Here is a 12,892-nt window from a genome sequence, read left to right as displayed (position 1 = left end):
TCCGGCACCTCAGGATGAGGTTCAGGGTGGGCGGTGCGCTCTTTACCCATCAACGGCTCCGCACCCTCGCATCCCTCCTCCTCGCCGCCCCGCTCCTCGCCGGTTGCGTGGTCGGCCCGGACTACACCCGGCCCTCCGTGGAAACGCCGTTGGCCTACAAGCAGGGCGGTGTCCGGGAGGACAGCCCGGCCTACGTGGCGGCGCGGAAGAAGGGCTGGCGCGAGGCCCGGCCGAGCGACGCGGTCGAGCGCGGCGACTGGTGGCGGGTGTTCAAGGACCCGACCCTCGACCGGCTGATCCGCCTCGTCGACGTCGACAACCAGTCCCTCCGGCAGGCGGTGGCGAATTACCGGCAGGCGCGGGCGCTCGTCGCCTCCGCGCAGGCGGCCCTGTACCCGACGGTGATCGGCGCGCCGAGCATCACCCGGACCGGCAGCGGCACCACCACGCGCACCAACGTGGCGCTGCTGGGCCAGGCGAGCTGGGAGCTCGACCTGTTCGGCGGCACGCGCCGCACCATCGAGAGCGAGGCGGCCCTGGCGCAGTCCGACGCCGCCACGATCGCGCTGACCCGCCTGAGCATCCAGGCGGAGATCGCGGCCGACTACCTGACGGTGCGCTACGCCGATTCCCTCCAGAAGGTGCTCGACGAGAACGTCGAGAACTTCAAGAGGACCCTGGCGATCACCGAGAACCAGTACGCCGCCGGGGTCGCGGCGCGCTCCGACGTGATCACCGCGCAGACCCAGGTCCAGACCATCCAGGCCCAGGCCATCGCGGTGCGCCTGACCCGGGTGCAGTTCGTCAACGCCATCGCCACCCTGATCGGGCGCCCGCCCTCCGAGGTGTCGATCCCGGTATCCGGCATCGGGCGCAGCCCGCCGGGCGTGCCGGTGGGCATCCCCGGCGACCTGCTGGAGCGGCGGCCCGACGTGGCCCAGGCCGAGCGCCTCGTCCAGGCGCAGAGCGAGCGCATCGGCGTGGCGGTGGCGGCCTTCTTCCCGACCGTGACGATCTCGGCCCAGGGCGGCATCTCGGGGGCGACCCGCAACGGCCTGCTCTCGGCGGCCAACCAGGTCTGGTCGGTGGCGGCCTCCGGCAGCGAGGTGCTGTTCGACGGCGGCGCCCGCACCGCGGCGCTGCGCTCGGCCGAGGCCGGCTACGACGCGGCGGTGGCCAATTACCGGCAGGTGGTGCTGGCCGCCTTCGCGGAGGTCGAGAACCAGATGGCGGCTTTGCGCATCCTCGGCCAGCAGCAGGGGGCGCAGGACACCGCCGTGGACCTGTCGCGCAGGGCCGTGGAGATCACCCTCAACGAGTACCGGGCCGGCACCCAGAACTTCACCACGGTGGTGACCGCGCAGAACCTGCTCGTGAACAACGAGGTCAACGCCCTTCAGGTGCGACTGAACCGCTTCACCGCGGCGGTCACGCTGATCCGGGCGCTCGGCGGCGGCTGGGACGTGCGCGCCCTGCCGAGCGATTCCGAGCTGAAGGGTCCGAGCCTTCCGATCGACCAGGGCGGCCAGGCGGTCCGCCCCGACGAGTAGCGGCCGCCGGGCCGAGCGCCCGCGCGGGACCTTCAGGCCGCCGCGGCGTGCCTCCCGCAGGGCTGGACCTCGACGGTGACGTGGCTCAGGCCCTTCACCCCGGCGAGGCGCGCCTTGTAGTGGGCGGGCGGTTGCGGATCGTCGCTGACGAGGGCGATCACGGCGGCCCGGTGGCCCGGCCCGATCTGCCAGAGATGCAGGTCGCTGACCCGGTCGCCGCCGATCTCCAGGCGCTCCCGGATCTCCCGGGTGGCCGCCGGCGAGGGCCGTGCGTCGAGGAGCACGAGGGCGGCCGTCCGCAGCAGGCTCCACGACCACGCCAGGATCACGGCGGTGCCGACGAGGCCCATGGCCGGGTCGAGCCAGGCGAGGCCGAGATAGCGCCCGCCGAGCAGCGCCACGATGGCCAGGACCGACGTCAGCGTGTCGGCCAGGACGTGGACGTAGGCGGCCCGGAAGTTCGTGTCGTGGCCGCCGTGGCCGCCATGCGCGTGGCCCGCGTGCGCGTGACCTCCGTGCGCGTGGCCTCCGTGATGGTGAGCGTGGTCGTCGTGGCCGTGATCGTCGTGGTCGTCGTGCAGCAGCCAGACGCTCGCGAGGTTCACGGCGAGCCCCAGCACGGCGATCGGGATCGCCTGACCGAAGCCGATCGCCACCGGATGCAGCAGCCGGTCGAGGCTCTCGGCGCCGATCAGCAGGGCGATCAGGCCGAGCAGCAGCGCGCTGGCGAAGGCCGCGAGGTCGCCGAACTTGCCGGTGCCGAAGCTGAAGCGGGGGTCGTCCGCGTGGCGCCGGGCGAAGTGGTAGGCGAGCGCCGCGACGCCCAGGGCCGCCGCGTGGGTCGACATGTGCCAGCCGTCGGCGACCAGCGCCATCGAGCCGAGCCACGTGCCGCCGGCGATCTCCGCCACCATCGTGACGGCCGTGAGCGCGACCACCGCCCAGGTCCGGCGGGCGTGGCGATCGTGCCGGTCACCCAGGAAGACGTGGCTGTGGGCCCAGGGCTCGAGGGAATGGGTATGCATGCGGGGTTCCTTGATCCTAGCCTCGGCGCAGCATAGCCCAGCGGGTACCGGAACGGGCCTCGCCGCGGCGGGTTGTCAGGCCGGTTTGGTGCACTGCAGCCACACGGGAGTCAGGGATGGCCGAGCCGACGACAGCCCTCAAGGACACGGCAGCCTGCGGCACGCAGCCGGCGCCGCCCTGCACGCTGGTGATCTTCGGGGCCGGCGGCGACCTCACCAAGCGCCTGCTGATGCCGTCGCTCTACAACCTCGCCGGCGCGGGCCTGCTGTCCGAGGGCTTCTCGATCCTGGGTGTCGACCACAGCGACGGCACCGACGAGTCCCTGCGCGAGAACCTCACGCAGACCCTGGAGGCGTTCAGCAAGGACCCGACCTCGGAGTTCCACGCCGACCATATCGACCCGAAGAGCTGGGGCTTCATCCGGGACCGGCTCCACTACCTCAAGGGCGATTTCGAGAAGCCCGAGACCTTCGCGGCCGTGAAGCAGCGGGTCACCGGCAGCGCGGTGTTCTACTGCGCGGTGGCGGCGCGCTTCTTCGGGACGATCGTGGACGGGCTCGGCCAAGCCGGCCTGCTCAAGCAGGAGGGCGACACCTTCCGGCGCGTGGTCATCGAGAAGCCGTTCGGCTCCGACCTCGCCTCGGCCCGGGAGCTGAACGCCCGCATCCTGCGCCAGGGCGACGAGAGCCAGTTCTACCGGATCGACCACTTCCTGGGTAAGGAAACCGTGCAGTCGATCATGGCGTTCCGCTTCGCCAACGGCCTGCTGGAGCCGGTCTGGCGGCGGGAATACATCGACAGCATCCAGATCACGGCGGCCGAGACCGTGGGCGTCGAGGAGCGGGGCGGCTTCTACGAGCCGACCGGGGCGCTGCGCGACATGGTGCCGAACCACATGTTCCAGCTGCTCTGCATGGTCGCCATGGAGCCGCCGAACTCCTTCGACGCGGAGGCCGTGCGCACCGAGAAGGCCAAGCTCGCCGAGGCCGTGAAGCCGATCCCGCCCGAGGACGCGGTGCGCGGCCAGTACACGGCCGGCACCTCGGAGGGGCGCGACGTGCCCGCCTACCGGGACGAGCCGCACGTGGCGAAGGACTCGGTCACCGAGACCTACATCGCGTTGAAGCTCAACATCGAGAACTGGCGTTGGGCCGGGGTGCCGTTCTACGTCCGCACCGGCAAGCGCATGACCGGGCGGCGCACCGAGATCGCCGTGCTGTTCAAGCCGGCGCCGTTCAAGATGTTCGAGGACACGCCCACGGCCGACCTCGCGCCCACCGTGATGCGGATCCAGATCGATCCCGATCACGGGGTGAGCACCGAGTTCAACGTCAAGGTGCCGGGGCCGCAGATGAAGATCGGCCGGGTGCGCTCCGGCTTCCGCTACAAGGACTTCTTCGCCGACCGGCCGAATGTCGGCTACGAGACGCTGCTCTACGATTGCATGACCGGCGACGCGACGCTGTTCCAGCGCGCCGACAACATCGAGGCCGGCTGGGCCGCGGTCGATCCCCTGCTCAAGGGCTGGCCGCAGGCGGAGGTGAACTTCTACCCCGCGGGCAGCGCCGGCCCGACGGAGGCCGACGCGCTGCTCGCCCGCGACGGCCGCCACTGGCTGGGTCTAGACGGCGAGACCGACTGAGCGGCCCGACGATTCGTTCGAACGCGAAGGTCGGCGGTTTCGCGCCTCCCCTTCCCGAAGCGGTGCGGCCGCCTGCCGTCCCCTGCGCCCCAGCCGTCAGTGCGCGTGCAGCGAAGCGATCCAGGGCAGCGCCACGGCGACGAGCGTCGCGCTACCTAGGGTCACGTCGCTGCGCTCGCGGTGACGGGGTTCGGCCCTGTCAAACCGGTCGTGGCGGATGGATCGACCCGGTTGTCCAGCGGGTCGCCGGCTCATCCGCGTCTCAGCCCGCCCGGCCGTAATCGCGGGCGTCCCGCGCTTGGCGGTGAAAGGTGAGCCGGCGATCGAATTCCCGCGGGTCCTTCGGCTTCACCAGGGCGCCCGGGGGCACGTTCAGCCAGTCGACCAGCCGGGTGAGCATGAAGCGGAGCGCGGCGCCCCGGCACAGGATCGGCAGGGCCGCGACCTCGGCGGCCTCCAGGGGCCGCACGGCCTCGTAGCCGGCGATCAGCGCGGCGGCCATGTCGCGGTGGAAGGTGCCGTCGGGGTCGAAGCACCACGCGTTCAGGCAGACCGCGAGGTCGTACGCGAAGGCGTCCGTGCAGGCGAAGTAGAAGTCGATCAGGCCCGACAGCGCGTCGCCGATGAAGAAGACGTTGTCGGTGAACAGGTCCGCGTGGATCACGCCGCCCGGCAGGTCCCGGGGCCAGTGCGCCTCCAGGACGGCGAGGTCCGACCGGGTGCGCGCCGCGAGGCCGGGCTCGACCGAATCGGCCTGGGCCTCGGCCTGCGCGAAGAGCGGGCGCCACGCGGACACCGAGAGATTGTTGTCCCGCACCATCGGGAAGTCCCGGCCGGCGGCGTGCAGCTCCGCGAGGGCCCGGCCGAGTTCCCGGCAATGCTCGACGCCCGGCGCCTTGACCGAGACCCCCTCCAGGAAGCTCACGATGGCGGCGGGCCGGCCGCAGAGCTGGCCGAGGGCCTGGCCAGCCCGGTCGCGCACGGGCTGCGGGCAGGCGAGGCCGCGGGCCGAGAGGTGCTCCATCAGCCCGATGAAGAACGGCAGGTCCTGTTCCCGGACGCGCTTCTCGTAGAGCGTCAGGATGTAGGCGCCCTCGGTCGTGTGCAGGAAGAAGTTCGAGTTCTCGACGCCCTCCGCGATGCCCTTGAAGGAGAGCAGGCTGCCGATCGCGTAGGCGGACAGGAACTCGGCGAGCGCCGCGTCGGATACCTCGGTGTAGACGGCCACGTGTCTGCGCTCTGATGTCGGAAGTTCGATACGGCAAGGGGCGCCGAAGCGCCCCCGCATAAAGCCTGCCGCGCGCCCCGAGCCCGGGGCGTCGGCGCTGTCGGACCGGACCGCCTACTCGGCGGCCTCGCTGCGCAGCTCCCGCGGCAGCGGGAAGACCATGTCCTCGATCACGGTCGAGACCGTGTCGACCATCACGTCGTAGCGGGCCGCGAAGGCGTCGATGATCTCCTCGACCAGGACCTCGGGGGCCGAGGCGCCGGCCGTGAGGCCGAGCTTGCGGATGCCCTCGAAGGCCGGCCAGTCGATCTCCTCGGCGCGGAGCACGAGGCGGGTGATCGGGCAGCCGACGCGCTCGGCGACCTCGCGCAGGCGCTGCGAGTTCGACGAGTTCGAGGAGCCGACCACGATCAGGGCGTCGACCAGCGGCGCCACCTGCTTCACCGCCTCCTGGCGGTTGGTGGTGGCGTAGCAGATGTCGTCCTTGTGCGGCCCGGTGATGTTCGGGAACTTCTTCTTCAGGGCGTCGACGATGTGCCGGGTGTCGTCCACCGACAGGGTCGTCTGGGTGACCCAGGCGAGGTTGTCGGGATTGTCCGGGGTCAGGGCCGCGATCTGCTCGAGATCCTCCACGAGGGTGATCGAGCCCTTGGGCAGCTGGCCCATCGTGCCCACCACCTCGGGATGGCCGGAATGGCCGACCAGCAGGACGTGGCGGCCGCGCTTGTGGTGGATCTCGGCCTCGCGGTGGACCTTGGTCACCAGCGGGCAGGTGGCGTCGATCGTGGTCAGCCCGCGCGAATCAGCGTTGGCCGGCACGGTCTTGGCCACGCCGTGGGCTGAGAAGATCACCGGGGCGCCGCCGTCCGGCACCTCGTCGAGCTCGCGGACGAAAACGGCGCCCTTCCGCTTCAGGCTCTCCACGACGTACTTGTTGTGCACGATCTCGTGGCGGACGTAGACGGGCGGCCCGTAGATGGCGAGCGCCCGCTCCACGACGTCGATGGCCCGCACCACGCCGGCGCAGAAGCCGCGCGGGGCGCAGAGCAGGATCTCCAGCGGCGGCTTGCCGGCGGTGCCCGGGACGGGCTCGGGGGTCGCGATATCGGCGGTCATGCGGGGGATGTGGCGAGGGCGGGGCTGTCCTGTCAACAGGACTGGCCCAGGAACCGGGCGGGAAGAGGGAAGCGGAACCGCTCCGTGGCCCCTCTGTAGCACGATTGCCGCGGGAATGGGACCCGCGCCGGCTCCCTCAGAGCCGCCGGATCCCCGTCACGGCGCCGAAGCTGTGCGCCGCGATGCGGGCGACCGCCCCGGCGAGCGGCTCCGCGGCGACCGCCATGTGGTGGCCGTTGGCGTGGATCAGCGTCTCGGGATCGACCATCAGCCCGACATGGCCGCACCAGAAGACGAAGTCGCCCCGGCGCAGGCCCGCGACCTCCGGGCGCGCGGGGTCGAACGTCAGCGCCTGCCCGAGGGCCCGCTCCTGCATGTCGGCGTCGCGCGGGCAGGGCAGCCCCGCCGCGTCGAGGCAGAGCTGCACGAGGCCGGAGCAGTCGAGCCCGAGGCTGGTGCGGCCGCCCCAGAGATAGGGGGTCCCGGCGAGCCGCGCGGCCGTCGAGGCGTAGTCCGGCTCGCGCGCGTCGACGGGCGCGCAGTGGCGGGCGAACACGTAGCCGCCCGGCGTCTCCAGGTAGGCGCCCGCCTCCCCCGTCGCGGCGAGGCGTGCGCCGAGGCTGAGATGGCCGAGGACCGGCCGCTTCAGGTCCGGCTCGGGATACAGGAAGGTGCGCAGGGCGGTGACGCGGTGCGTCGGCTCCGGATCGGCCGGACCGAGGCTTTCGGCCGGCAGGTAGCCGACGTAGCCGTCGCGGGCGAGCTGCACGAAGGCGAAGCCGTCCGCCGTGTCGTAGAGATCGACCGCGTCGCCGAGCAGCGCCTCGGTGTCGAGCCCCGCATCGGCGGCCGGTGCGCGGCGCAGCGGCGCCGACGGCGATGTCACCCGCCGCGGCGTGCCGGCAACGTAGCGCGCCGCCGCGACGCGGTCCCGCAAGCGGAGATCGGCGACGTGCGGCCGGGCCGGGGTCAGCCGGGGATCGAGGCTCTCGGTCATCCGCGGACCCTACCATGCTGAGTTGAAGCGCGGGTAAGCGCGGGCCCGCCGGACCGCGCCACTATGACGCACGGAGGCGCGTCTCCGGACCGGAGCAGCCGGCACTGGCCCGCGGGGTCGCCCGAAAGTCCGGCAGATCGGGCACCGGGTGCCCGAAGCGGTCCGGGGCTGCCCAAGCGCGCGGCAGCCGGCATCACATCCGGGTCACCTGCGCATCATCCGCGCGTCACCTCCGCGTCACCCGCCGGCGAGACATGTGCGGGAGGCGCCCATCACACGTTTTTGATGCACTGCACAACCTGCCCGGAAGGCGCTATGTCTGGTGCATGAAGACCGCGAGTCGCCCCGTGAAGAAGACGCAGAAGAGCTTCGCCGACCTGCCACCGATCCGCGTCCGCCGGGAGCCGCCCACCGTGAGCGAGGCGGTCGCCGCCGCGCAGGACCTCGCGGACGACGTGGAGCAGCAGGTCGAGATCGCCGCCGGCCTGATGGGCCTGCCGGCCGACGAGGTCCGCCCCCACGTCCTGGCGGCCAAGAAGGCCAAGCCGGAGCGCATGCCCGAGCGGATCCTGACCCAGGCGAGCCCGAGCCGGGCCCCGCGCACCGTGGTGGTGGAGCGCCGCACGCGCCCGACCGTGGTGATCGAGCGCCGCAGCCGGCCCCTCGACCCGCGCCGCTGACGGCCCGGCCCCTCCGCCGGAGGGCGCGCCCTCCGGATCACCCGGCCGGATCGCCCGCGCTCAGTCGGCGGTCTGCACCGACCACGTGGCGTGGCGGATGCCGGGCATCCGGGCCAGCTCGTTGGTCACGGCGTCGAGTTCCTCCGCCTTGACGGCGCTGGCCGTGAGCGTCGCCACCACGTCGACCGCGCTCTCGCCGCGCTCCTCGATCTCGACGCTGCCGACCGGGTAGTTCGCCGCCTCCAGGCGCTCCACCAGCAGGTCCTGCGCCGGCCCGGCCTCGCCGGGCGCCGTGGTGACCTGGACCTCGTAGGTCGCCTCGGTGGCGGATTCGCGGATCGGCGCGCGGTTGATGGCGTTCACCAGCGGCCGAAGCGCGGTGTTGCAGGCGAGCACCGTCACCATCACGAACACCGCCTCCAGGGGCAGGTCGGCGCCGCAGAAGGCCCCGACCGCGGCCGAGCACCACAGGGTCGCGGCCGTGTTGAGGCCGCGGACGTTCATCCCCTCCTTCATGATCACGCCGGCGCCGAGGAAGCCGATGCCGGAGATCACGTAGGCCACGGTCCGGACGCCCCCGTCCGGACCGGTCAGGCGCATGCCGAGATCCACGAAGGCGCTCGCCCCGACCGCGACCAGCACCGCCGTGCGCAGGCCCGCGGTGCGCTGCCGGTACTGCCGCTCGGCCCCGATGATCGTGCCCAGCACGAAGGCCACGAGCAGGCCGATCGCGGATTTCAGTTCTTCGGGGAGGGCGGCGTAGCTGGTCATCCGGCGTCTCATGGGAGCGGAGAGGTGACGGAACCGTGACACCATGGCCCGGGCGGGATCGGAAAGCGTGTCCGAAGCGGGATTGACGGCCGCACCGGGCAGCGGGCACACCGGCAAGAGCCTGAGGATCCCTTAAGAATCCGGGACCCGGCCGAGGAGACGTGCAGGATGCAGCACACGGCCCAGGACAAGGCCCAGGACAAGGCCCGGAACATGGCCCGACGGGCGGATCCGCTCCGTGCCGGATCGTTCTCCGCATGAGCGGCGCCACGAGCGGCGCCCTCGCCGAACGCAGGCCCGACACCGCACCCGACAAAGGGCCCAGCAGCACGCCCGACACCGCCCTGCACGGCCGCGTCATGGCGCTGCGCGAGGGGCTCGAGCGCGGCCTGATCGGCAGCGCCGGCCTCGTGGAGCGCCTGCTGATCGGGCTCCTCACCGGCGGGCACCTGCTGATCGAGGGCGCGCCGGGGCTCGCCAAGACCCGCGCGGTCAAGCGCCTCGCCGACGGCCTCGACGGCTCCTTCGCGCGCATCCAGTGCACCCCGGACCTGATGCCGGCCGACCTCACCGGCACCACCGTCTGGCGTCAGGACAGCGGCACCTTCGAGTTCCTGCCCGGGCCGCTGTTCCACGCCCTCGTGCTGGTGGACGAGGTCAACCGCGCCCCCCCGAAGGTGCAGTCGGCGCTGCTCGAATCGATGGCCGAGGGGCAGGTGACGGTCTCGGGGACGACGCACCGCCTGTCCGACCCGTTCATGGTCGTGGCGACCCAGAACCCGATCGAGCATGCCGGCACCTTCCCGCTGCCGGAGGCGCAGCTCGACCGCTTCCTCCTCCACGTCGTGGTCGACATGCCCGACGAGACCACCGAGCGGGCGATCCTCGACCTCGTGGAGGGCGAGATCACCCACCACGTCGACGCGATGACCGTGCGGCTGTCGCTGGCGGACGTGCGCGCCGCCCGAGAGGCGGCGCTCGCCACCTACGTGTCGCCGGCCCTCAAGGACTACCTCGTCCGGCTGGTGGCGGCGACCCGCACTGACGCGGCCGCCCCGGACCTGCGCGCCATGATCGAGCACCCGGCCTCCCCGCGCGGCACCCTGGCGCTGATGATGGCCGGCAAGGCCCGGGCCTGGCTGCGGGGGCGCGACCACGTCACGCCCGAGGACGTCGCGGAGCTGGCCCGCGACGCCCTCTCCCACCGGATCGGCCTGACCTGGCGGGCGGCCGCCGAGGGCCGGACGGCGCGCGGCCTCGTCGGCGAGCTGGTGCAGCGGGTGCGGGCGCTCTGACGGTGTTCGGGTTCGGGCAGGCGCGGCGCAGATCCCCTCCCCCCGCCGCGGGGGCGGTCGGCCCGACCGCCGGGGGCCCCTTCCCCGCCCGGGAGGCGGGGCGAGACCGCGCCGAGCACGGCATCCACCTCTCGGGCGAGGCCCTGATGGGCCTGCGCCACCTCGCCCGGCGGGGCTCCGCGCCCGCCACCCGGACGCTGGCGGGCCTGCCGGGCGGCATCGTCACCCGGCGCCGCGGGCGCGGGTCGGAGCCGGAGGACGTCCGCCTCTGGTCCGAGGGCGACGACCGCCGCTTCATCGACCGCAACGCCACGGCCCGCACCGGGCAGCTGCACGTCCGCACCCACCACGACGAGCGCGACCGCGCCGTGGTGCTGCTCGCCGATTTCCGGCCCGGGATGCTGTTCGGCACCCGCCGGGCCCTGCGCTCGGTGGCGGCCGCCGAGGCTCTGGCGCTGCTCGGCTGGCGGGTCGCCGCCGACGGCGGCCGGGTCGGCCTCGCGGTCGCCGCGGCCGGCGCGCCGACCGTGCTGCGGCCGGCGGGCGGCGAGCGCGCCATGATCGCGGTCACCGGCGCCCTCGCCCAGGCCCACACCGACGCCTTGAAGGCCGAATCCGGCGCGCCGGCCCGCGCGGAGCCGCCGCTGGAGGCGACGCTCGCCCTCGCCCGTAGCCTGCTGCCGGCCGGCGGCCACCTCGTCATCGCCAGCGCCCTGGACGATCCCGGCCCGGGCTTCGACGAACTCCTGACGCTGCTCGCCGAGCGGATCGCCATCCGGCTGATCCTGGTGAGCGACGCCTTCGAGCGCGCCCGGCCGCCGGGCTACTACCCCTTCGCCCTCGCGGACGGCCGCCGCGGGACCGCGCTGCCGACCGCGGGAGGGCAGGCGGACGCGTCCGCCGAGGCCCGGCTCGCCGACTACGCCCGCCGCGGCATCGCGGGCGTGCGCCTCGACGTCGAGACCGGCCCGGAGGCATACGCGCCGCTCATGGAGCGCCTCGATGCCGTGCTGTGAGGCCGGACCCGGCGGCGCGATCCCCGGCGACCTGATCCGCGGCGCGACCCGATGAATCCCGTCGCGCCCGCCGAGATCCCCCTGTCCCTCGACCAGCTCCGGGGCCTGCACCTGCCCGGAGGCGCCGCCGGCGCCGTGCAGGGCGAGGTCGTGGCGGCGGCCGCCCTGGGCTTCCTCGCCGCCTTGCTGGTGGGGCTCGTGCGCTACGGGCGCGGCCGGGCGCGGGCCACCCTGCGCCGGGCGGCGCTCGCCGAGCTCGCCCGGAGCCGGGGCCTCGACCCGGAGGCGCGCCTCGTCGCCCAGGCCCGGCTGCTGCGCAGACTCGACCGGTCTCTCGACCGGTCCGGCGAGGCCGAGGCAGGGACCGGGACCCGGGCGACGGGCCCGGACTGGGCGGCCCGGCTGGACGGGCTGTTCCGGACCGACTTCTTCACCCGGGGCGCCGGCCGGGTGCTCGCCGACGGGCTGTACCGGCGACAGGATCCCGACCTCGACGCCCTGGACGCCGAGCTCGCCCGCCTGATCGGGCGGCTGCGGGCATGAGCGGATTCCTGCCCGCGTGGCTCAGCGCGCTCCTGTCGGCCTTCGACCTCGCCGCGCCCTGGGCGCTGCTGGCGCTGCCCCTGCCGCTGCTGGCCGCGCGCCTGATCCCGGCGGAGCCGGAGGGCGGCAGCGGCGCCCTGCGCGTGCCCGCGACCCTGGTGGCCGGCGCGCGCGCCGGCGCCGACCGCGCGGCCCGCGGGCGCCGGCGGGCCCTGCTCACCTGGACGCTGTGGATCGCCCTGGTGGCGGCGCTGTCGGGCCCGCGCCTCGTCATGCCGGCGGCCGCCCTCCCGGCCTCGGGCCGCGAGATCATGATCGCCATGGACTTGTCGGGCTCGATGGAGCGGCGCGACTTCGCCCTCGACGGCGAGACCGTGAACCGGCTCACCGCGGTCAAGCGTGTCGGCACCGACTTCATCCGGCGCCGGGCCGGGGACCGGATCGGCCTCGTGATCTTCGCCGACCAGGCCTACGTGGCGGCGGCGCCGAGCTTCGACACCGCGGCGGTCGCCCGGGCGCTGGACGAGGCCACGATCGGCATCAGCGGCCGCTCCACCGGGATCGGCGACGGCCTCGGGCTCGCCCTGCGCCGGCTGGACCCGCGGGACGCCGGGGCCAGGCCGGGCGAGAAGGCCGCGAAGGCCGTGATCCTGCTGTCGGACGGCGCCAACAATGCCGGCCAGACCGCCCCCAAGGACGTGGCCGAACTCGCCAAGGAACTCGGCATCAAGGTCTACACGATCGCCCTGGGGCCCCGCGACATGGCCGACGCCGACGGCGAGCAGGACGTGGTCGACACCGAGACCCTGCGCGACATGGCGCGGGCGAGCGGCGGCGAGGCGTTCCGGGTGCGCACCACCGAGGATCTGGTCCGGGTCGCCGACGCCATCGACCGGCTGGAGGGCGGCCGCGCCCTCGCCCCGCCCCTGCCGCTCCGCCGGGACCTCTGGCCCTGGCCGGCCGCCCTGGCTTTCCTCAGCGCCGCGCTCCTGCTGGCCAGCCGGAGGGGCGCGTGATGGTTCGATACC

12 protein-coding genes are annotated in these 12,892 nt (G+C 73.6%); 7 read left to right on the top strand and 5 right to left on the bottom strand.

Translation table 11 applies throughout. The features are described 5' to 3' along the window. The first annotated feature begins 14 nt into the window (after positions 1-14). On the top strand, positions 15-1,550 hold the full coding sequence (locus tag ACQKQD_RS17180; protein WP_427508972.1) for an efflux transporter outer membrane subunit: 1,536 nt from the start codon (positions 15-17) through the stop codon (positions 1,548-1,550). A 32-nt stretch (positions 1,551-1,582) separates the two neighbouring features. On the opposite strand, the gene dmeF is transcribed toward ACQKQD_RS17180, so the two are convergent. Next, positions 1,583-2,575: a CDF family Co(II)/Ni(II) efflux transporter DmeF gene (gene dmeF, locus ACQKQD_RS17175; protein ID WP_427508971.1), complete on the bottom strand. Its 993-nt coding sequence runs from the start codon at positions 2,573-2,575 to the stop codon at positions 1,583-1,585. Between the two features lie 116 nt (positions 2,576-2,691). Between dmeF and zwf the strand changes: the two genes are divergently transcribed. Further along, entirely contained in the window at positions 2,692-4,218 is a 1,527-nt protein-coding gene (gene zwf, locus ACQKQD_RS17170) for a glucose-6-phosphate dehydrogenase (RefSeq protein WP_427508970.1), read from the top strand. A gap of 262 nt (positions 4,219-4,480) precedes the next feature. On the opposite strand, the gene ACQKQD_RS17165 is transcribed toward zwf, so the two are convergent. The 3 genes from ACQKQD_RS17165 to ACQKQD_RS17155 all read right to left on the bottom strand — a co-directional run bounded on the left by ACQKQD_RS17165 (position 4,481) and on the right by ACQKQD_RS17155 (position 7,559). Then, positions 4,481-5,446 carry a homoserine kinase gene (locus ACQKQD_RS17165; RefSeq protein WP_020094031.1) on the bottom strand — a complete coding sequence of 322 codons (966 nt, stop codon included), beginning with the start codon at positions 5,444-5,446 and terminating at the stop codon, positions 4,481-4,483. A gap of 114 nt (positions 5,447-5,560) precedes the next feature. After that, complete coding sequence (gene ispH / locus ACQKQD_RS17160; protein ID WP_091926965.1) at positions 5,561-6,562, bottom strand: 4-hydroxy-3-methylbut-2-enyl diphosphate reductase; 1,002 nt, start codon at positions 6,560-6,562, stop codon at positions 5,561-5,563. A gap of 136 nt (positions 6,563-6,698) precedes the next feature. After that, positions 6,699-7,559 carry a C40 family peptidase gene (locus ACQKQD_RS17155; RefSeq protein WP_427508969.1) on the bottom strand — a complete coding sequence of 287 codons (861 nt, stop codon included), beginning with the start codon at positions 7,557-7,559 and terminating at the stop codon, positions 6,699-6,701. 347 nt (positions 7,560-7,906) lie between these two features. Here ACQKQD_RS17155 and ACQKQD_RS17150 point away from each other — a divergent pair, with 347 nt between their 5' ends. Next, positions 7,907-8,239 carry a hypothetical protein gene (locus ACQKQD_RS17150; protein WP_244526967.1) on the top strand — a complete coding sequence of 111 codons (333 nt, stop codon included), beginning with the start codon at positions 7,907-7,909 and terminating at the stop codon, positions 8,237-8,239. A 60-nt stretch (positions 8,240-8,299) separates the two neighbouring features. On the opposite strand, the gene ACQKQD_RS17145 is transcribed toward ACQKQD_RS17150, so the two are convergent. Next, entirely contained in the window at positions 8,300-9,010 is a 711-nt protein-coding gene (locus tag ACQKQD_RS17145) for an MgtC/SapB family protein (RefSeq protein ID WP_056533658.1), read from the bottom strand. 257 nt (positions 9,011-9,267) lie between these two features. On the opposite strand from ACQKQD_RS17145, the gene ACQKQD_RS17140 reads away from it, so the two are divergent. From ACQKQD_RS17140 to ACQKQD_RS17125, 4 genes are all read left to right on the top strand, one after another. Continuing rightward, positions 9,268-10,305 carry an AAA family ATPase gene (locus ACQKQD_RS17140; protein ID WP_427508968.1) on the top strand — a complete coding sequence of 346 codons (1,038 nt, stop codon included), beginning with the start codon at positions 9,268-9,270 and terminating at the stop codon, positions 10,303-10,305. A 146-nt stretch (positions 10,306-10,451) separates the two neighbouring features. Beyond that, entirely contained in the window at positions 10,452-11,321 is an 870-nt protein-coding gene (locus ACQKQD_RS17135; protein WP_427509014.1) for a DUF58 domain-containing protein, read from the top strand. Positions 11,322-11,372: 51 nt separating this feature from the next. Then, positions 11,373-11,864 carry a DUF4381 family protein gene (locus tag ACQKQD_RS17130; protein WP_091926963.1) on the top strand — a complete coding sequence of 164 codons (492 nt, stop codon included), beginning with the start codon at positions 11,373-11,375 and terminating at the stop codon, positions 11,862-11,864. After that, positions 11,861-12,880, top strand: coding sequence for a VWA domain-containing protein (locus ACQKQD_RS17125; RefSeq protein ID WP_427508967.1), 1,020 nt, complete (start codon positions 11,861-11,863; stop codon positions 12,878-12,880). The genes ACQKQD_RS17130 and ACQKQD_RS17125 overlap by 4 nt, the downstream gene beginning before the upstream one ends. Positions 12,881-12,892: the final 12 nt, after the last annotated feature.

The organism is Methylobacterium sp. NPDC080182, from assembly GCF_050281105.1.
Lineage (GTDB): Bacteria > Pseudomonadota > Alphaproteobacteria > Rhizobiales > Beijerinckiaceae > Methylobacterium.
Note: the sequence above shows the minus strand (reverse complement) of the source record. Positions and strands in the feature narration are given on the sequence as shown.

Coding starts and splice junctions, on each gene's coding strand:
- ACQKQD_RS17180 (WP_427508972.1), top strand. CDS start 15: ATGAGGTTCAGGGTGGGCGGTGCGCTCTTTACCCATCAACGGCTCCGC.
- dmeF (WP_427508971.1), bottom strand. CDS start 2,575: ATGCATACCCATTCCCTCGAGCCCTGGGCCCACAGCCACGTCTTCCTG.
- zwf (WP_427508970.1), top strand. CDS start 2,692: ATGGCCGAGCCGACGACAGCCCTCAAGGACACGGCAGCCTGCGGCACG.
- ispH (WP_091926965.1), bottom strand. CDS start 6,562: ATGACCGCCGATATCGCGACCCCCGAGCCCGTCCCGGGCACCGCCGGC.
- ACQKQD_RS17155 (WP_427508969.1), bottom strand. CDS start 7,559: ATGACCGAGAGCCTCGATCCCCGGCTGACCCCGGCCCGGCCGCACGTC.
- ACQKQD_RS17145 (WP_056533658.1), bottom strand. CDS start 9,010: ATGACCAGCTACGCCGCCCTCCCCGAAGAACTGAAATCCGCGATCGGC.
- ACQKQD_RS17140 (WP_427508968.1), top strand. CDS start 9,268: ATGAGCGGCGCCACGAGCGGCGCCCTCGCCGAACGCAGGCCCGACACC.
- ACQKQD_RS17135 (WP_427509014.1), top strand. CDS start 10,452: ATGGGCCTGCGCCACCTCGCCCGGCGGGGCTCCGCGCCCGCCACCCGG.
- ACQKQD_RS17130 (WP_091926963.1), top strand. CDS start 11,373: ATGAATCCCGTCGCGCCCGCCGAGATCCCCCTGTCCCTCGACCAGCTC.
- ACQKQD_RS17125 (WP_427508967.1), top strand. CDS start 11,861: ATGAGCGGATTCCTGCCCGCGTGGCTCAGCGCGCTCCTGTCGGCCTTC.